The 17,565-nt window shown below is 69.1% G+C and carries 19 protein-coding genes; 10 read left to right on the top strand and 9 right to left on the bottom strand.

The window, feature by feature from the left end; translation table 11 throughout:
• Positions 1 to 33: 33 nt before the first annotated feature.
• The 7 genes from ndk to rodA all read left to right on the top strand — a co-directional run bounded on the left by ndk (position 34) and on the right by rodA (position 6,085).
• Positions 34 to 441, top strand: coding sequence for a nucleoside-diphosphate kinase (gene ndk, locus JOD67_RS30100; protein WP_205121078.1), 408 nt, complete (start codon positions 34 to 36; stop codon positions 439 to 441).
• 70 nt (positions 442 to 511) lie between these two features.
• Entirely contained in the window at positions 512 to 784 is a 273-nt protein-coding gene (locus JOD67_RS30095; protein ID WP_205121077.1) for a hypothetical protein, read from the top strand.
• Between the two features lie 55 nt (positions 785 to 839).
• A complete protein-coding gene (locus JOD67_RS30090; protein WP_205121076.1) occupies positions 840 to 1,868 on the top strand; it encodes a rod shape-determining protein in 1,029 nt (342 codons plus the stop codon).
• Positions 1,868 to 2,680, top strand: coding sequence for a rod shape-determining protein MreC (mreC, locus tag JOD67_RS30085; protein ID WP_205121075.1), 813 nt, complete (start codon positions 1,868 to 1,870; stop codon positions 2,678 to 2,680). The genes JOD67_RS30090 and mreC overlap by 1 nt, the downstream gene beginning before the upstream one ends.
• On the top strand, positions 2,680 to 3,144 hold the full coding sequence (mreD, locus tag JOD67_RS30080; protein WP_205121074.1) for a rod shape-determining protein MreD: 465 nt from the start codon (positions 2,680 to 2,682) through the stop codon (positions 3,142 to 3,144). Before mreC ends, mreD begins: the two co-directional genes overlap by 1 nt.
• 20 nt (positions 3,145 to 3,164) lie before the next feature.
• Positions 3,165 to 4,925, top strand: coding sequence for a penicillin-binding transpeptidase domain-containing protein (locus JOD67_RS30075; RefSeq protein ID WP_205121073.1), 1,761 nt, complete (start codon positions 3,165 to 3,167; stop codon positions 4,923 to 4,925).
• Complete coding sequence (gene rodA / locus JOD67_RS30070; RefSeq protein WP_205121072.1) at positions 4,922 to 6,085, top strand: rod shape-determining protein RodA; 1,164 nt, start codon at positions 4,922 to 4,924, stop codon at positions 6,083 to 6,085. Before JOD67_RS30075 ends, rodA begins: the two co-directional genes overlap by 4 nt.
• Here the strand turns inward: rodA and JOD67_RS30065 are convergent.
• Genes JOD67_RS30065 through JOD67_RS30055 form a run of 3 tightly spaced genes read right to left on the bottom strand, consistent with a single transcriptional unit; the run spans position 6,064 to position 8,589 of the window.
• The gene (locus tag JOD67_RS30065; RefSeq protein WP_205121071.1) at positions 6,064 to 6,846 is read right to left on the bottom strand and encodes an ABC transporter permease; all 783 of its coding nucleotides are present in this window, start codon (positions 6,844 to 6,846) and stop codon (positions 6,064 to 6,066) included. The two genes, rodA and JOD67_RS30065, sit on opposite strands and share 22 nt — an antisense overlap.
• A gap of 4 nt (positions 6,847 to 6,850) precedes the next feature.
• Positions 6,851 to 7,618, bottom strand: a complete 768-nt coding sequence (locus JOD67_RS30060; RefSeq protein ID WP_205121070.1) for an ABC transporter permease — start codon at positions 7,616 to 7,618, stop codon at positions 6,851 to 6,853.
• Entirely contained in the window at positions 7,615 to 8,589 is a 975-nt protein-coding gene (locus tag JOD67_RS30055) for an ABC transporter ATP-binding protein (RefSeq protein WP_205121069.1), read from the bottom strand. The genes JOD67_RS30060 and JOD67_RS30055 overlap by 4 nt, the downstream gene beginning before the upstream one ends.
• A 42-nt stretch (positions 8,590 to 8,631) precedes the next feature.
• Between JOD67_RS30055 and JOD67_RS42155 the strand changes: the two genes are divergently transcribed.
• A complete protein-coding gene (locus tag JOD67_RS42155) occupies positions 8,632 to 9,375 on the top strand; it encodes a MerR family transcriptional regulator (RefSeq protein WP_307782604.1) in 744 nt (247 codons plus the stop codon).
• Between the two features lie 49 nt (positions 9,376 to 9,424).
• On the opposite strand, the gene JOD67_RS30045 is transcribed toward JOD67_RS42155, so the two are convergent.
• The 4 genes from JOD67_RS30045 to JOD67_RS40545 all read right to left on the bottom strand — a co-directional run bounded on the left by JOD67_RS30045 (position 9,425) and on the right by JOD67_RS40545 (position 14,942).
• A complete protein-coding gene (locus tag JOD67_RS30045; RefSeq protein WP_205121068.1) occupies positions 9,425 to 9,835 on the bottom strand; it encodes a hypothetical protein in 411 nt (136 codons plus the stop codon).
• Positions 9,836 to 10,210: 375 nt separating this feature from the next.
• Positions 10,211 to 13,114 (bottom strand): S8 family peptidase, encoded by a 2,904-nt coding sequence (locus tag JOD67_RS30040; protein WP_307782603.1) that lies wholly within the window; start codon positions 13,112 to 13,114, stop codon positions 10,211 to 10,213.
• 303 nt (positions 13,115 to 13,417) lie between these two features.
• Positions 13,418 to 13,819: a hemerythrin domain-containing protein gene (locus JOD67_RS40550; RefSeq protein WP_372442371.1), complete on the bottom strand. Its 402-nt coding sequence runs from the start codon at positions 13,817 to 13,819 to the stop codon at positions 13,418 to 13,420.
• A gap of 283 nt (positions 13,820 to 14,102) precedes the next feature.
• Positions 14,103 to 14,942, bottom strand: coding sequence for an LLM class flavin-dependent oxidoreductase (locus JOD67_RS40545; protein ID WP_239554104.1), 840 nt, complete (start codon positions 14,940 to 14,942; stop codon positions 14,103 to 14,105).
• A gap of 86 nt (positions 14,943 to 15,028) precedes the next feature.
• On the opposite strand from JOD67_RS40545, the gene JOD67_RS30030 reads away from it, so the two are divergent.
• The gene (locus tag JOD67_RS30030; RefSeq protein ID WP_205121067.1) at positions 15,029 to 15,460 is read left to right on the top strand and encodes a MarR family winged helix-turn-helix transcriptional regulator; all 432 of its coding nucleotides are present in this window, start codon (positions 15,029 to 15,031) and stop codon (positions 15,458 to 15,460) included.
• 83 nt (positions 15,461 to 15,543) lie between these two features.
• Positions 15,544 to 16,359, top strand: a complete 816-nt coding sequence (locus tag JOD67_RS30025; protein ID WP_205121066.1) for a class I SAM-dependent methyltransferase — start codon at positions 15,544 to 15,546, stop codon at positions 16,357 to 16,359.
• A 274-nt stretch (positions 16,360 to 16,633) separates the two neighbouring features.
• Here the strand turns inward: JOD67_RS30025 and JOD67_RS30020 are convergent, their stop codons facing one another.
• Positions 16,634 to 17,320 carry a CPBP family intramembrane glutamic endopeptidase gene (locus tag JOD67_RS30020; protein WP_205121065.1) on the bottom strand — a complete coding sequence of 229 codons (687 nt, stop codon included), beginning with the start codon at positions 17,318 to 17,320 and terminating at the stop codon, positions 16,634 to 16,636.
• 23 nt (positions 17,321 to 17,343) lie between these two features.
• Complete coding sequence (locus tag JOD67_RS30015) at positions 17,344 to 17,547, bottom strand: hypothetical protein (protein WP_205121064.1); 204 nt, start codon at positions 17,545 to 17,547, stop codon at positions 17,344 to 17,346.
• Positions 17,548 to 17,565: the final 18 nt, after the last annotated feature.

Raw genomic sequence — 17,565 nt, 5'->3', positions numbered from 1 at the left:
CCGTCGTGACCTCGTTCTTAAGGAGTTTCTGTCGTGTCCGAGCGCACCCTGGTCCTGATCAAGCCGGATGCGGTCCGTCGTGGGCTGGTCGGCGACGTCCTGGCCCGGTACGAACGCAAGGGGCTCTCGATCGTCGCGATGGATCTGCGCACGATCGACGGCGAGACGGCCGACCAGCACTACGGCGAGCACCTGGAGAAGGCCTGGTACCCGCCGCTGCGCGAGTTCGTCATCAGCGGACCGCTCGTGGCGCTGGTGCTCGAGGGCGACGAGGCCGTGGAGGCCGTACGCCTGCTGAACGGTGCGACCGATGCCCGGAAGGCCGCCGCGGGATCGATCCGTGGCGATTTGGGCCTGTCGAACCGGGAGAATCTCGTCCACGGCTCGGACTCGGTGGAGTCGGCCGCACGCGAGATCAAGCTGTTCTTCCCCGACATCTAGGCGCCCGAATGGGAAATCTAAGTAGTCCTCCCCATGCCGCCCGGTCTCGCGCCACCGCACGCTTGAACGTATGAACGAGAGCACCGCCCGAGACCTGATCGACAAGCTGCTGAAGCACCGCTCCGACCGCGGCTGGTCGGCGCTGTATGCCGACGACGTGCGGCTGGACTTCCCGCAGGTCGGAGCCGCGGCTGAGTGGTCCGTACGCGCCCCGAACGTGTGGGTGCACGAGTACCGCCTCGACAACGACGACGGCGAGCCCGCCCTCGCCGTCGTCGTCACCGAGTTCGCCGACGGCGTCGTCGCCCGAGAACGGGTCTATCTCACCCAAGCTTGGACATGACCCCGGCGAGTCACCGCAAGCCACGGCTACGTAGCGTGTCAAACTGGCTACCGAAATGGCGAACAGCTTTCTCGGCCGGGATCTGGCCGTCGACCTCGGAACGGCGAACACCCTCGTCTACGTGCGCGGGCGCGGCGTCGTGCTCAGCGAGCCCTCCGTCGTCGCCACGAACACCGCGACCAACACGATCGTCGCCGTCGGGACCGCCGCGAAGCAGATGATCGGCCGTACGCCCGGCACGATCACCGCGATCCGCCCGCTCAAGGACGGCGTCATCGCGGACTTCGACGCCGCCGAGAAGATGCTCCGGTACTTCATCCAGCAGGTGCACAAGCGGCGCTACTTCGCCAAGCCGCGGCTGGTCGTCTGCGTCCCGTCCGGCATCACCACCGTGGAGCAGCGCGCGGTCCGCGACGCCGGCTACCAGGCTGGCGCCCGGATGGTCTACCTGATCGAGGAGCCGATGGCTGCCGCGGTCGGCGCCGGGCTTCCCGTGCACGAGCCCACTGGCAACATGGTCGTCGACATCGGCGGCGGGACGACCGAGGTCGCGATCATCTCTCTCGGCGGAATCGTCACGAGCTGCTCGATCCGCGTCGCCGGCGACGAGCTCGACAAGGCGGTGATCTCCTACCTCAAGAAGGAGTACTCGCTGATGCTCGGCGAGCGCACCGCCGAGGAGATCAAGTCGACGATCGGCTCGGCGTTCCCCGTTCCGGACGAGCCCGAGGCGGACGTACGCGGACGCGACCTCGTCAGCGGGCTGCCGAAGACCGTCACGGTGTCCACCGACGAGATCCGCAAGGCGCTCGAGGAACCCGTCAACGCGATCATCGACGCGGTCCGCACCACGCTCGACACCTGCCCGCCCGAACTCGCCGGCGACATCGTCCGGCGGGGCATCATCCTCACCGGCGGCGGTGCGTTGCTGAACGGGCTCGCCGCCCGCCTCCAGCACGAGACCGGGGTGCCCGTACGGGTCGCCGACGACCCGCTGCAGTCGGTCGCGGCCGGCGCCGGCATGTGCGTCGAGGAGTTCGAGACGCTTCGACGGGTGCTGGTCTCCGAGCCCCGCAAGAGATGATGCGGCCGCGGTCCCGGGTGCTGCTGGTGCTGCTCCTGCTCGGCTCGTTCTCGCTCGTCACCGTCGACCTCGCGGTCGAGGAGTCTCCGTTGAACGCCGTACGCGCCGCGGTGGCTGAGGCGGTCGCTCCGCTGCAGCTCGGCGCGCGGGTCGCGACGCGTCCGATCGTCAACGCGGCAAGGGATGTCGCCTCGCTCGGCGAGCAGCGGAGCGAACTGCTGAAACTGCGTGAGGAGAACGCCGCCCTGCGCGGGCAGCTTCGGACGGACGCCGAACGCCGTGCGGAAGGGCGAGCCGTCGACCAGCTTCGCTCGGCCGGGCACACAGTCCCGGCGCGGGTCGTGGGCTTCGGGGCGCAGCAGAGCTTCGCGCATACGGTGACTCTCGATGTCGGCACGCGGGACGGGGTTCGCGCCGACCAGGCCGTGGTCGCGGCCGACGGGCTCGTCGGCCGGGTCGTTCGCGCGGGTACGACGAGCGCGACCGTCCTGTTGCTCGGCGACGCCACGTCGACCGTCGGTGGGCGGCTGGAGACGAGCCGCGAGCTCGGTTTCCTGCACGGGACAGGCGATGTGGTCGGCAAGGCCAGGTTGACGCTGCAGCTCGTCGACCACTCGGCCCGGGTCAAGCAGGGTGACCGGCTGGTCACCTGGGGATCGCCGAACGGATCGCCTTACCCTGCGGGGATTCCGATCGGCCGCGTCGTCTCGGTGGATCCGGCGACCGCGGGTGTCGCGCCGAAGGCGTCGGTGGATCCGTACGTCGATCTCACTGCCCTCGATGTCGTCGGTGTCGTGGTGGGGGAGCGCTGATGCTGCTCGCCGCGGCTGTCGTTCTGGTCGCCTGGCTGGTCCAGGTCACGCTGCTGCCGAGCGTCTCCTTGGCGCTCGTCGCCGTGCTGGCGTTCGCGTACGTGCGGGGGCCGGCGTTCGGTGCGGTGCTGGGGTTCTGCGCCGGTCTGCTCGTCGACGTCGCGCCGCCGGCGGACGGGGTCGCCGGACTGTGGGCACTGTCGTTCACGCTCGCGGCGTACCTCGTCGGCGCCGCTGGCGTGACCCGCGCCGACGACGGCAACCACCGGGTCCTCATCGGCGTGCTCGCGATGACCGGTGGCGCCGCGCTCACACTCGCCACGTACGCCGGAATCGACGTCCTGCTTGGCGATCCGCGAGTCGACTGGTCGGTCCTGCTCAGTGCCGGCGGCACGTCGATCCTCTCCGCGGCGGTGCTCGCGCTCGTCCTCGTACCGCTGTCAGCCCGGGTCGCGCCGCAGTGAACGCGAGGACCACGGCGCGGATGGCCATCCTCCAGCTGCTCGTGCTCACGCTGGTCGCCGTCCTGCTCGGCCGGCTCTGGATCGTGCAGGTCGCCCGCCCTGTCGAACCCAGCGCACCCATGACCGACGTCGGCGAGCTGCGGACGATCTCGGTGCCCGCCGTCCGTGGCCGGATCCTGGACCGGAACGGCCGCCCGCTCGTCGACAACGAGAGCGCCCTCACCGTGCTCGTCGATCCTTCGGCGGTCGGCAAGCTGGACAAGCCTGGCCGGACCGCGCTGTACGACCGGCTCGGCTCCGTCCTCGGGAAGCCCGGTGCCGACCTGGCCGCGCGGACGGTGCCTTGCGGGACGCCCGGGGCCCGCCGCCCGCCGGTGTGCTGGAGCGGCCAGCCGTACGAACCGGTGCCGATCGCCCGGAACGTGTCGACCCAGGCAGCGCTCGCGATCTCCGAGCGATCGGAGCACTTCCCGGGCGTGGTCGTCGACTCCCGTGCGACGCGGCGTTTTCCCAAGCCCGATGGGGTTTCCGCCGCGCATCTGCTCGGCTACGTCGCGCCGGTCAACCGCACCGAGCTCGACGCGTCCCACGGCGAACTGCGGACGACCGACCTGGTCGGGCGGGCCGGGCTGGAGAAGCAGTACGACGCGCTGCTGCGCGGCACGCCGGGTCAGCGGACCGTGCGGATCGACGCGCAGGGCCGGGTGCTGTCGGTGGTGTCCGAGCGGCCCGCGAAGCCTGGCGCGGACCTCGTCACGAACCTCGACGTTCGCATCCAGGCCCTCGCCGAGCGCGAGCTCGCGAAGACCCTCGCCGCGACGCGGACCCGCTTCGACAAGGTCACCAAGCGGAAGTACGTCGCCGACGCCGGCGCGATCGTCGTCCTCGATGCGCGAACGGGTGGAGTGATCGCGATGGCCAGTAACCCTGGTTACGATCCCTCACTCTGGCTAGACGGTCTAACAAGCGCCGAGCGGAAGCGGCTGCTCGCCTCGGGCGACGCGCCCTTGGTGGCGCGCGCCACGCAGGGCGAGTACGCGCCGGGGTCGACGTTCAAGGTGGTCTCGGCGACCGCGGCTCTCACCCACGGCTTCCGGACGTCGGAGCAGCTGCCCTGCCCGGGCACGATGGAGATCGTCGGCCGTACGTTCCGCAACTTCGAGTCGCTCGCGTACGGCGACCTCTCGCTCGCCGACGCCCTCGCGGTGTCGTGCGACACGTTCTTCTACCAGGTCGGGCTCGACCATCGGCGGGACGACGCGATCGAGGCCGCAGCCGCCGCGTTCGGCTTCGGTCGGCGTACTGGACTCGACCTGCCGGGCGAACGCGCCGGCCACGTCGGACGCCAGACCTCGTACGCCGGGCACGCCGCGCTGCTCGCGATCGGGCAGGGCGACACCACGGTGACGCCGTTGCAGCTCGCTCGTGCGTACGCGGCGCTCGCGAACGGCGGCTCGCTCCTGCAGCCCTCGTTGCGGAAACAGGTACCGAAGGTGGCCGGCAAGCTGCCGTTGACGCCGTCGCAGTTGCGCTATCTGCAGGCGGCCCTGCGCAAGACCACGGTGTCGGGCACGGGCGCGGCGCCGTTCGCCGGGTTCCGGCTCGACAAGACGCCGGTCGCGTCGAAGACCGGGACTGCCGAGGTCGACGGCAGGCAGTCGACATCGTGGTTCGCGTCGTTCGACCAGAGGTACGCCGTGGTGATGATGGTCTCGCAGGGCGGTACGGGCGCGGCCACCTCGGGTCCCGCGGTGCGGCGATTGTGGGAGGCGCTGCGATGACTGCCGTCGCTCCGCCTCGCCATGCCGGGTCGACCGCCGCCCGGCAGCTCGACTGGTCGCTGCTCGTCGCGGTGATCGCCCTGCTGGCGTTGGGTTGTCTGCTGGTGTGGTCGGCGACCGCGCACCGGCCGTCTCTCACCGGTGGTGACCCGCAGGCCTACCTGCTGAAGCAGATCCTCAACATCCTGATCGGCGTGGTGATCGCCGTTCCGGTCGCGATGATCGACCATCGCCGGCTGCGGCTGTACGCGCCGGCCTGCTACCTGGTCGTGGTGGCGGGACTGGTCCTCGTGCTCGTGCTGGGCGCGACCGTGAACGGATCCCAGTCCTGGATCCGGCTGCCGGGCGGTTTCTCCTTACAGCCCGGGGAGTTCGCGAAGGTCGCGATCGTCGTCGGGATGGCAGTAGTCCTCGCCGAACGGAGAGACAATGCCCGCCGTTCGACCCGATCGGCGCGGTCCGATCTGCTCTGGGCGCTCGCCGTTGCCGCGGTGCCCATCGGGCTGGTCGCGATCCAACCCGACCTCGGTACCGTGTTCGTCCTGCTGGTCACAGGATTCGGCGTCCTGGCGCTCGCGGGCACGCCGTTGCGCTTTCTCGCCGGACTCGTACTCGTCGCGGCGACGGCCGGGTACGCCGCCGTGCGGGTGGGGCTGCTGGAGGGTTACCAGCTCGCGCGGCTCACCGCGTTCGTCAACCCTGGCGTCGATCCGGAGGGGATCGGCTACAACGCCGAGCAGGCGCGGGTCGCGATCGGGTCGGGCGGGCTGTTCGGGGCGGGCTTGTTCCACGGCAGCAGGACGAGCGGTGCGTACGTTCCCGAGCAGCACACCGACTTCGTGTTCACGGTGGCGGGGGAGGAGCTCGGCTTCGTAGGCTCGAGCGCCTTGCTTCTGTTGCTGGCGTTCGTGCTGTGGCGCGGCGTACGCATCGCGCGCGCTGCGCCCGACCTGTTCGGCCGCCTGCTCGCCGGCGGCGTCGTGTGCTGGTTCGCCGCGCAGATCTTCGAGAACGTCGGCATGACGCTCGGGCTGATGCCGATCACCGGGCTGCCGTTGCCGTTCGTGTCGTACGGCGGCTCCAGCATGGTCGCCTGTCTGGTTGCCGTTGCCCTGTTGGAGAACGTGCACCTGCGTGGTCAGGACGTCGCACCGGTGTAGCGGCGCACGCCCACCGACCATGCACCGATCGCGAGCAGCGCGATGCCGGCGCCGGCGGCGATGGCTGCCGCCGTACCGACGAGGGTCGGGCCGCGCAGCAGCGCTGTGGTCGGGAGCGTGGTCACGACCGCCATCGGGAACAGGTAGGTGAGCACGATGCGCAGTGGTCGGCTGTAGATGTCGACCGGGTAGCGCGCGAGGTTCAGTGCCGAGCTGAACAGGATGTCGAGCTCCAGCCGTGGTGCCCAGAACGCCAAGCAGGACACGAGAACGCCGAGGCTCCACATGATCACTGTGCCGGTGGCGAGCAGTAGTAGCCAGGTGAGCAGGCCGGCGATCGTGGGGAGCTTGCCGTGGTCCGCGATGCCTCCGCCGATGACCGCCAGGCCGAGGACCGCTCTGGTGAGGGCCACCGGCGAGTGCGAGCTCAGGCTGGCCAGGAACAGGCTCGACGCCGGCTGGATCAGGTAGAGATCCATCTTGCCGTTGCGCACCTGATCGGTGAACCAGCTCAGGTTGGGCTCGATGAACGCCGTACGGATGCCGGCCATCAGCTGGAACGTGCCGACGAGGACGAGCAGCTCGGCTCTGTTCCAGCCGGCGAGGTCGTCGGTGCGGGTGAAGATCAGCTGGACGACCGCCAGCTCGCTGATGAGCGTGAGGATCGCCAGGAGGACGTCGAACGTGAGGTTCGTGCGGTGGGCGAGGGATCGCCTGAGCGACATGGAGAAGCCGGCGCCAAAGAGCCTCAGGACGAGCACGGTTTCAGCCTCCTACGGACGTGTAGCGGCGGACGCCGACGCGCCAGAAGACGACCGCGAGGATGGCGAAAAGGGCGATCCAGCCAAGCTGGTAGGCGAATCCGCGTACGACGTCCGCTCCCGCGACGGTCCCGGTGGCGAGCTCGGCGGGGAAGCCGAGCATCGCGCGGAACGGGAGCGCACTGGCGATCGAACGCATCGGTTCGGGCAGGAACGGCACGGGTGCCGCCGATCCGCCGAGCAGGAAGATCAGTACGCCGCCGAAGCCCATCGTGGCGTGGGCTCGTTCGGTCCAGAACGCGGAGAGCGCGAGGACCCAGCTGAACAAGAAGCGGAGGATCGCCGCGAGTCCGAGCGCGGGGACGGCGAGGAGCAGGTTCGTCGCGGTGAACGTCACGCCGAACGCGGGGATTGCCACGGCCAGCATGGGGATTCCCATCAGGATCAGCCAGACGCGGATCGCGAGGTTCTCGCCGGCAACCGCGATCCAGGTGGCGCGTGGCTTGAGCAGCTCGTGGGAGATGGTGCCGTCGTAGATGCCGTTCGACAGCGTGTGGGCCTCGTAGGAGGCGGTGGCGAGGAGGACGGCCAGGAGCGCCACGTAGTAGGTGCCGACCTGCTCGCCAGGGGTCACGGCAGTCCAGATGAACAGGCCGAGGAGGGGCGAGATCGCTTCCTGGGCGGCGAGGGTGACGACGAACCACCAGGAGCCGGACCAGGTGAGGATCTGCCGCCAGATCTCGAGCCTGGTGAGGGCGAGCGTTCGGGTCACGCGACACCCTCGCGGTAGACGCGGTCGATGACGTTCTCCAGCGGGGGCTCTTCGACCGCGAGGTCCACGATGGGGAGCTCGTTCAGGAGTCTGGTCGTGGCGTGGGCGACCTCGTCGCGGGCGACGCGGATGACCCAGGTGGTGCCGTCCTTCTCGACGACCTCGCCCACCTGCGGGACTTGGTCGGGCTTGGCATCGGGGGCGGAGACGCGGATCAGTTTGTAGGGCGCGAGTTTCGCGGCGAGGGCGTCGATCGGCCCGTCGTACTGGAGGCTGCCCTTGTCGATCAGGATGAGACGCGGGCACAGGGACTGGACGTCGCCCATGTAGTGGCTGGTGAGCAGGATCGTGGCACCGGTGCGTTCGGCGTAGCTCTTGAGGAACCTGCGCACGATCGCGGCGGCGCTGACGTCGAGGCCGATGGTGGGTTCGTCGAGGAACAGGACGTCGGGCTTGTAGAGGAGGGTCATCGCGAGGCCGGCGCGCATCCGTTCGCCGAGGCTGAGGGCGCGGACCTGGCGGGGGAGGAGCTTGGCGAGCTCGAGCAGGTCGGTGAGCTCTTCGAGGTTGTCGCGGAAGTCCTTGGCGGAGACGTCGTACAGAAGCTGCTGGTAGCGGAGGGAGTCGAGGACGGTGAGCTCGACGGGGCCGCCGATCGGTTGGCTGCCTCTCACCAGGGCGATCCTGCGGAGGAACGTCGTCTTGCGTTGCCAGGGGACGTGGCCGAGGACGCTGACGGTGCCCTCGGTGGGGTGCAGGATGCCGGAGAGGATCTTCATCGTGGTGGTCTTGCCGGCGCCGTTCGGGCCGATGAAGCCGACGACCTCGCCGGCCTGGATGTCGAACGTGATGTCGTCGACGGCCTTCACGTCCTGGTAGCGGCGGTGAACGAGCGTGCGGAGAGCGGCCTTGAGCCCGGCGTCGCGGATGGGGGCGCGGTAGGTCATGCGGAGATCGCGGACTTCGATCATGCTTAAAGTTTCTCATTGAACCGCAGTTATAGACTTTGACGCGTGTCTCGCTCACGCGGAACCGTGAAAGCCTCCACCGCCGCTGTAAAGCGGCCGCGGCTCGTCGACCTCGCGCGTTCGGCGGGCCTGTCGGTGCAGTCGGTACGCCAATACGCCGACGTCGGCTTCCTGCCGCCAGTGTCGCGGACCCCGAGCGGCTACCGGGTCTTCACGTCCGAGCACGCCGAGGCGCTGCGCGTGGCGCGGGTGCTGATCAAGGGGTACGGCTGGGACTCGGCGTTGTCGGTGCTGCGGGCGGTGCACGGTGGGTCGCGCTCGCTCGTGTTGTCGTTGGTGGACGCGTCGCACGCCGAGCTGCATGCCGAGCGGCTGCGGATCGACCGCGTGCTGGGAGCGTTCGAGGCCGTGGTGGTGGACGCGCCTCCGCCCTCGTCGGCCTACCTGCGCGTCGGCGAGGTGGCGCGGTCGCTCGGGGTGCGAACGTCAGCCCTGCGGTTGTGGGAGAAGCGAGGGCTCCTGCGGCCGACGCGGGACCGTACGACGGGATACCGGGTGTACGACCGCGGCCAACAGCGCAACGCCCACCTCATCGCCATCCTCCGCCGCGGCGGCTACGGCATCGAGCTGATCCGCCCCGTGCTGGACGAGCTGCACTCGACCGACCAGTCCCGCAAGCCCGAGAGAGTCCGCGCCGAACTGGCCCGCCGCGAAGCCGACCTCGACCGCCTCAGCACCCTCCGCCTCCAAGCCACCGCCACGCTCTTCGGTTATCTCGAGTCCCTTTGAGTACGTGGCCCGGGGAAGAGCTCCCCGGGCCACGTACCGCGTTGGGCGATCAGGAGCGGTTGCAGAGGCCGATCTTTCCGACCGGGCTCCAGTTCACATTCGTCGCGGAGCCGCCGCCGCGCCAGCCGATAATGCCGTAGGAGTCGTTGAGAAGGTTGACTCTCGACGTTCCATGATTGTGAGCGTCGTATTCTCCGACGAAGTTGTCGAGGTCGTAGATATCGCAGCCCGTCAGCTTGTAGCCGCGGTATCTGTCGTTGTTGTATCTCTGGATGGTGCAGAACGAGTCACGGCAATCGACTCCGCTGTGCACCCACGCTCGCGCCTTTGCGCCAGCGGAAGAGTCGGAGAAGAAGAAGTCCTTGTGCACGACCCTTCCACTGCCCTCGGCGTCGATGTGCGGCTGCCCTGCGAGGGGCACCACTTCTGTCGACTGGGCTCCCGCTGGAACGGCGCTCATCGAGATAGACGCTATAAACGCGACAAGCGCTGCTATCAAAGCGACCACAATTCTCCTCGGTGAAATTCGAGTCGATTTCATCAAGTCCCCGATCGGATGAGGTGATGCCGTTTGCATCGGCCGAGGGAACGGTAAACGGCCATTCACGGGAATGCATCCACTGTCCACGTACGTGAACTTCGAGCTGCTGAAGAACGAATTGATGACATGGTGAAGCCGCCCCCTTCCGATGCGGAGCGAGGGGAGCACATCCCCCGTGCATGGCTAGTCTCGCAAGCCGCGCTGGCGTATCGCTGGCGGCATAATCCCCGCACACCAAAGAAGCACCCGCTGTCGAGAGTCTCGACAGCGGGTGCCCCTGTGGGAACGCGCCGGTTACGAGTCGATGCGCAAGATCGTCGAGCCCACCGGGTTCGTTCCGTCTCCGTAGACGACTCGGCCGAGCCACCGCTTCCCGGCAGACAGACCGGTCCACGCAGCCGTCACCGAGCTGGACTTGCCGCTCTTCGCCGGCTGGCTGGCCGGCGTCACCGTCAAGTTGCCCGTGGACGTGGAGCCCAGGCCCCAGGTGAAGTGCTTCACCGCGAGCGACGTCTCTCCCGGCGCCAGGCCGAAGAGGTCGACGTACACGTCGTACGAGCCCGCCTCCGGGTCCGCGATGTCGATCTGCTCCTCAGCCGATCCACCCGCACTCGAGCCGACGAGCTCGTTCGTGCCCGCCTTGAAGACGAACAGGTCGAGGTCCGTTCCCGCCGCGTAGTCCGAGTCGTACAAGGAGAATCGGGCCAACGACGAGCCGGCCGCGATCGGCACGGTGAACTTCGCCACGTGGTCGTTCGCCGCCGGAGCATCGGTCGGGAAGGCCGAGCCGTCGGGGTTCGTCAACGTCGCGTTGCTCTCCGTCCCCGCCACCAGGCCGGCGGCCGAAGCGGTGAGCGTTCCCGTGTAGCCGGCCTTCGTCGCGATCTTCGCCGACCCCGAAGCGCCAGCACCGCGCACCTCCAGAGCCGCCGCCACCCGCACGGGCTTCACGACGATCGGGCTCTGAACGGAGTGCTTGCCGTCCTTCCACACCAGCGAGCCGAACGCGTACGCGTCGAACGCCGCCGACGTACGCGTCAACTTGATCTTGACCTTCGCCGACTGCCCAGGAGACAGCCGCAGCTTCGAGGGCACCACCGACACCGAGAAGCCAGCCGGCGACGACACGTGCGCCGTGTACGTCGAACGAGACCGCGACACGCTCGTCACCGTACGGGTGATCGTCTGATCCCCGGCCAGGTCGCCAGCCGCGATCGACGGGTAGTTCAGGTTGCTCGCGTCGATGCTGCCGAGCTTCTTGCAGTTCCGGTCGGACGAGGGCAGCTGCCCGAGCCCGCACAGGTAGCGGATCCAGTCCTTCGGGCCGCTGTCGTACACCAGACCCGGGTCGAGCGCCTTCGTCGGAACGACCTGCCCAGCGCCGTAGTCCAGCGCGCTCGCGGGAGTGCCGGTGTCATTCGTGATCGGATTCCCCTTGTTGTCAAGGGTTGTCGCGGTCGTCATCAGCGCCGACTTCACCGCCGCCGGCGACCAGCGCGGGTGCGCCTGGATCACCAGGGCGGCCAGGCCAGCGATGTGCGGCGACGACATCGACGTACCTGAGTAGTAGTCGAAGTCGCGTCCACTGTTCGACGGCGGTGCCACCGCGGCCAGAACGTCGACGCCAGGCGCCATGATGTCCGGCTTCAGCAGGTCGCCACCGCCGGCCAGAGCCGGTCCACGCGAGGAGAACGAGGCCACCCACGGAGCCTCCGCGCCAGCCACACCGGTGCCCTGCGCGAGCGAAGCGGTCGCCGCCGGGTTGGCGGAGACGTACGCCTTGATCGCCGCGCCAGCCGTCTCGTCGACGTGCACGGTCGGCAGCGTGTGCAGGTCGGCGTTCAGCGAGCTCGGCGAGGTGTTCGCGAGAACGACTCCCACACCGCCGGCCTGCTTGACCGCCGCGCTCTTGTCGACGCGCGCGTTCACTCCGCGGTCGCAGACGACGATCTTGCCCGCCACCTTGGCCGGGTCGAGCGCGCCGATGTAGCAGAGCTGGACCTCGTTCGCCGGCTTGCCCGGCAGGCCGACGGCCGTCGACAGGACGACCGGCGAGGAGGGAACGGCCGCGCCCTGCCCAACGCCGGCGTAGGTCGCGCCGTTGCCCAACGTCACCGAGGACTCGTACACGCGGTCGTGCGTGCCAGCGGCCACCGTCGCCAGCCACGGGCTGTTGTGCGCCACCGTGCTCGAGCCCGGACCGGAGTTGCCGGCCGAGGCGGCGACGAAGACACCCGCGCGGGCGGCGCGGAAGAACGCCAGCTCCACCGGGTCCACGACGCTCGCGGTCGACCCGCTGATCGAGAAGTTGATCACGTCGACGCCGTCGGCGATCGCGGTGTCGATCGCGGCCACGCTGTCCGAGCCCGCGCAGCCCCCGCCGCCGGTCGTCCAGCACACCTTGTAGATCGCGAGCCGCGCGTGCGGCGCCATGCCGCTGACGTTGCCCAGGTTCGAGCCCTCGACCACGGCCGGTACGCCGTTGTTGCCGGCCGCCGTGCTCGCGGTGTGCGAGCCGTGACCGCCACCGTCGCGCGGCGAGATGTAGTCGGACTTGTCGACGTTGTCGACGCCCGTGCCCTCGAGGAAGTAGCGAGCGCCGATGACCTTGTTGTTGCACTTGACGTACGGCTGCTCGATGCCCTTGTCACAGGTGCCGTCGAACTTGCGCTTGATCAGCCGGTCGGAGGCCTTCGTGGTCTTGATCGGCGCGAAGCTCTTGCTCTCCTGCCAGAAGCCCGAGTCGACCACGCCGACGATCACGCCGTCGCCCGCCTTGTCGATGCCGCCGAGCTTCTCCCACATGCCGCCCTTGCCGGTGAGGCCGAGGAACGTCGGGGTGGTCGAGGTGTCGAGCTTGCGGATCTCGTCCTTCGTCACCGACAGCACGCCGGGCGTCTTCGCGAGCTCCGCGGCCTGGTCGCCGGTGAGCTTCGCGGCGAAGCCGGCGAACGCGTAGTCGTAGTCGTACAGCTTCTTCGCGCCGCCGATCTTGGCCAGCAGCTTGCCGCGCTGCTTGCCGAGGTACGAGCGGTAGCTCTTCACGGCCGCGTTGTCGCGCCGGACCTTGGCGCCGACCGCGGGCTTGGTGGATTTGAGCCCGGACAGGCCGCCCTCGTAGGAGAGGACAGGCTGGTCGGCGAGCTGGACGATGTACGTACCGCTCTTGTACGTCGGCGCGGGGTTGGCCGAGGTCACGACCGGCTTACCGGCGCTGTCCCCGGATCCGGGAGCGGCGGCCGTGGCCGGGATGGTAGCGAGAGCGATAGCTGCGGCAGACAACCCTGCAAGGGCTATGCCGAATGTTCGGCCTGGTCCGAACACATGGGCCTCCGAGGGGCTTGATGGTGATGACTTTCATTCGCGGGGGATCACCCGAACGGACAGAGTCTGGATCACCGGAGGCTGATTTGTCGCTACCTAGGCCCCTGTTCTCAGCAAAATCGCCTTTCGTGAACGGCACCAAAGGTGCGAAGTCGGGACAAGACTCCCCTCATTCGGCTAGTGGAGGGGGAACCGGGCCAGCGGCTCGAGCACCTCGCGCTCCTCGTACGCCAGGTGGGACAGCAGGGTGTCGGTCATCAGGTCGACCACGTTCCGCAGCCCGTCGATGTCGCCCGTCCCGTCGACCAGGGCTACCAGCGCCAGGTCGACCCGGTCCAGAACGGCGTGGATCACCCGGTGCTCCTGCTGCAGCCGGTCCATCACGGGCACGAGCGCCGGGTCCGAGCGCCGCAGGTGCGGGAACAGCTGCGCGTCCTCGGCGCCGTGGTGCATGGTCACGAACCGGCAGTACGACTCGCAGTACGTGCCGAGCGTCCAGTTGTTCTGCCGCACCGTCATCGTGCTGAGCTCCGACCGCGCGCGGCCGGCGTCCATGGTCCCGGCGGCCACCTGCTCCACCAGGTCGCGAATGTTGTCGAGCTCCGAGCGCAGGTTGTCGTGGATCGTAACCAGCTGCTGGGCGGCGGCCACCGCGTCCGGGCTGTAGGTGCGGTTCGGGTCGCGCACCGGGCCGGTCGGGCGCTCCGCCTCGTCCCAGAGGCGTTCGTCGCTCCGACGTACGCCGTCGTCCGGCGTCGGCCGCACCTCGAACCCGCCAACGGAGGCGGCCGGTACAGGCGTCAGCGTCGGTACGTCCCCGGCCCGACCCGCCGCGACCGCCTCCCGGACGGCAGCCGCGACGTCAGCGAACCGGCGCAGGTCGTCCGCGGAGTCGGTCGCGAGGAGGTACGTCGCGACGCCCTGGGTGAGCGTGAGCTCGGTGAGCTGGCGGACCCAGTCCAGCTGCGAGCCGCGCGGGAACCCGTTGCCCGAGCCGAACTGGGCGAACAGGTTGTACATCCGCAGGATCTCGCTCGGCGACCGGCAGGCCTCGACGGCGGCCTCGTCGACGATCTTGTGCATCGCCTCGGTCTGGTCCGGCCCGAACATCCCGCTGTTCGGCATCAGCCAGCCGTCGGCGACGCGCCCCGGTCAGCCGCAGCATCCGCGGCTTGAGCGCGCCGAGCCAGATCCGCGGCTGGTGCGGTGGGATCGGCCCGCGCTTGGCGCCGGCCAACGAGAAGTGCTTGCCTTCGAACGTCACGCCTGCGCGGTCGGGAGTCCAGAGCTCGCGCATGATCGCGATGGACTCCTCCAGCGCCTCGATGCGTTCGCCAGGCGTCTGGGGCGGGATCCCGTTCGCCTCGGCGACCTCGGCGTACGCGCCGGAGCCGAGGCCCAGGTCGACCCGGCCGCCGGTCAGCAGGTCGAGGCTCGCCACGCTGCGCGCGAGCACGACGGGATGGCGGAACGGCAGGTTGGCCACGTCCAGCGTGACCCGTACCGACTCCGTGGACGCCGCGATCACCGACAGGATCGTCCAGGCCTCGAGCAGCTCGGGCGTGTACGGGTGGTCCTGGATCCCGATCAGCTTCAGGCCGACCTGCTCGGTCACCTGGGCGAGGGCGATGGTCCGTTCGGGATCGGCCGCCACCGGGGTGAGAAAGGATCCGAAGGTGAGCTCGTGGCCGTAGTCCGTCATTCCCAACCTCGTTCGTGTCACGTATTATTGGTGCCACGAACAAAGTACTTCGTGCCACGAACAACCGCAACGCAGGAGCTCGCACGGTGCAGCAAACCCTCGGTCCGGCCACGGGGCTGATCCGGCTCGCCTTCCGGGTGCAGGAGGTCTACGCCCAGGTGGGGCGCGACCACGACCTCACCACGGCGCAGGCGCAGATCCTCTGCACGCTCGCCGACCGCCCGCACGGGATGGCCGAGCTGTGCACGATCCTCGGGCTCGAGCGGTCCAGCCTCACCGGCCTGGTCGATCGCGCCGCGCACCGCGGCCTCGTCGTCCGTACCGCCGACCCGAACGACCGCCGTGCCGTCCTGGTGACGCTCACGCCGGAGGGTGCGAAGGCGGGCGCGGAGTTCCACGACGACCTGATCGCGCGGATGGACGAGCTGCTCCTCGACCTCCCTGCCCCCGAGCGCGAGCGGTTCGCCCGTACGGTCAACCGGCTCGTTGCGGACGTGCCCGCCGTGTTCCACGACTGAACGGGCGTTATGGCGCTTCGATAACCGATCCATAGCGGAGTCCCCTATCGTCCCCCTCCGATCGACGAACTCGGAGGAGTCACATGGCCCAGCGGGAGTACTTCACGACCTACCAGCAGGTCGAGGAGGATCGGCTGTTGGCTCAGGGGAGGGTTCTCGATCCGCTGACCCGGCGGTTGTTCGCTTCGGCCGGGTTGTCCCGCGGCATGCGGGTCCTCGATCTCGGCAGCGGGGTGGGGAACGTGTCGCGCCTCGCCGCCGAGTTCGTGGGGCCGGAGGGGCGTGTCGTCGGCGTCGACCGGGATCCGGAGGCCGTCGAACGGGCGGCGCGGCTGGCCGCGAGTGCCGGATTCGGCAACCTCGAGTTCCGCGTGGGCAGCGTCGAAGCCCTGACCACCGAGGACGGTGAGTTCGACGCGGTCGTTGGGCGCGGGGTGTTCATGTATCTCGCCGACCCGGTGCTGGCGCTGCGCCGAGCCGCCGGGCTGGTGCGCAGCGGCGGGCTGGTCTGCGTGCAGGAGCCGGACATGACCTACACCTGGTCGACCGTCGACGGGCCTACCTGGCGACAGCTCAGGTCCTGGATCGTCGAGACGTTCGAGACCCTCGAGGTGGACCAGCGGATGGGCCCGTCCCTGTTCGCCACGTTCCACGCCGCGGGTCTGCCGGATCCGGAGCTGGTCATGGAGTCGGCCGTCGGCGGCGGCGAACGTGCGGTGGCGTTCGGCTGGGCCAACGTGGCGACCGCTGCCCTCCCGCTGATGGAACGCCTCGGCATCGCCACCGCGGCCGAGGTCGACCAGGACACACTGACCGATCGGCTGCTCGCCGAGGTCCACGCCGAACAGGGGATCGTGATCGGGCCCTGCATGTACGGCGCCTGGACGACCGTGCCCTAGCCTTGCCCTAGCCTCGATCTTTCGTCCAGCGGTGGGTACGCACGGCCCCGCCCCTTGGGGCCAATGATCATGTTTACATGATCATTTGCCGCTTTACGTGGGGTGGACGCCAGGTAGAGCGGCCACTGGCCGGGTAAGGCGACCACGACGCTTCACCTACGGAGAGCGTTCCCGCTCGGATCACTCGAGATGTCGCCGTCCCAAGTTTCCCAGCATGACAGGCACTTCCGTCTTCCCAGGCCAATGTCGCCCACCAACACCTGAAATCCCGAGGTTAGGTGCTGAGCGCGAACGCGTACGGGAGGATGCCGAACGGCGCGTTCGTCAGGAAGTGCGCCACGATCAGCGGCACCAGTCGCCCCTGCCGCTGGTAGATGATCCCGGCGAGGGCGCCCCACAGCGTGAACGCGATCGCGTACGCCACGGCCGCCTGCCAACTCGGGGCGAACGCGAGGTGCTGGAGGCCGAACGCGACCGCCATCACCGCGATCCCGACCCGCGGCTGCGCCCAGGCGCGGTAGTGCAGCTCCTCGGTCGGCGCGTTGAGGAACGGGAACAGCACGCCGATGCCCAGCCCGAGCCAGAGCGGAACGGCCGTGCCGGTGCTGTCGGCGTAGACGCCGACGAAGAGCTCCTCGTAGTCCGCCCGGAGCACGAGCGGGACGACCAGCAGCGTCAGCGCGAACGGCACGTACAGCACGAACAGCCAGAGCAGTCCCCAGCCGACGTCGCGGCCGATCCGCGTACGGTCGAAGCCGACCAGCTCGCGAAGCCGGCCGCCCTCGCGGTGGACGCCGCGGCGGAGCAAGGCCAGGTTGACGACGTTCGTGAGCGTGACCGCGATCGTGGAGGTCGACAGCGCGAGCGCCAGGGCGTGCGGCTCACCCGCGGCGCGGAACAGGACGTAGGCCAGCGCGAGGCAGCCGAAGATCAGCGGGATCCGCAGAAACGTGAACCCCACGGCAGCGGCCGGTCGGCCGAGCCTCACGCCGGTGGCAGGACGGACTTGGAGACGGTGACGGGGATCGTCAGGGCGCTGGTGCCGGAGCGGTTGATCGCGGCCGGGGGCTCGCCGAGTTGGACCGGGGTGCCGTCGGTGGCGCCAAGCGCACGGGCTCGGTCGACCCAGGCGGCGATGTCGGCCAGGGTGAGGTCGGACCCCGCGGCGAGATAGAGAAAGGCGGCCATGGCGCTATCGTGCCATTC

This window comes from Tenggerimyces flavus, assembly GCF_016907715.1.
GTDB classification, from domain to species: Bacteria; Actinomycetota; Actinomycetes; order Propionibacteriales; family Actinopolymorphaceae; genus Tenggerimyces; species Tenggerimyces flavus.
Note: the sequence above shows the minus strand (reverse complement) of the source record. Positions and strands in the feature narration are given on the sequence as shown.

Excerpts from the sequence above, each read along its gene's own strand:
- JOD67_RS30055 (WP_205121069.1), bottom strand. The coding sequence starts at position 8,589 with ATGATCGAAGTCCGCGATCTCCGCATGACCTACCGCGCCCCCATCCGC.
- JOD67_RS30015 (WP_205121064.1), bottom strand. The coding sequence starts at position 17,547 with ATGGCCGCCTTTCTCTATCTCGCCGCGGGGTCCGACCTCACCCTGGCC.
- JOD67_RS30090 (WP_205121076.1), top strand. The coding sequence starts at position 840 with ATGGCGAACAGCTTTCTCGGCCGGGATCTGGCCGTCGACCTCGGAACG.
- JOD67_RS30075 (WP_205121073.1), top strand. The coding sequence starts at position 3,165 with ATGGCCATCCTCCAGCTGCTCGTGCTCACGCTGGTCGCCGTCCTGCTC.
- JOD67_RS30025 (WP_205121066.1), top strand. The coding sequence starts at position 15,544 with ATGGCCCAGCGGGAGTACTTCACGACCTACCAGCAGGTCGAGGAGGAT.
- JOD67_RS40545 (WP_239554104.1), bottom strand. The coding sequence starts at position 14,942 with ATGACGGACTACGGCCACGAGCTCACCTTCGGATCCTTTCTCACCCCG.
- JOD67_RS30095 (WP_205121077.1), top strand. The coding sequence starts at position 512 with ATGAACGAGAGCACCGCCCGAGACCTGATCGACAAGCTGCTGAAGCAC.
- JOD67_RS30045 (WP_205121068.1), bottom strand. The coding sequence starts at position 9,835 with ATGAGCGCCGTTCCAGCGGGAGCCCAGTCGACAGAAGTGGTGCCCCTC.
- mreD (WP_205121074.1), top strand. The coding sequence starts at position 2,680 with ATGCTGCTCGCCGCGGCTGTCGTTCTGGTCGCCTGGCTGGTCCAGGTC.
- rodA (WP_205121072.1), top strand. The coding sequence starts at position 4,922 with ATGACTGCCGTCGCTCCGCCTCGCCATGCCGGGTCGACCGCCGCCCGG.
- mreC (WP_205121075.1), top strand. The coding sequence starts at position 1,868 with ATGCGGCCGCGGTCCCGGGTGCTGCTGGTGCTGCTCCTGCTCGGCTCG.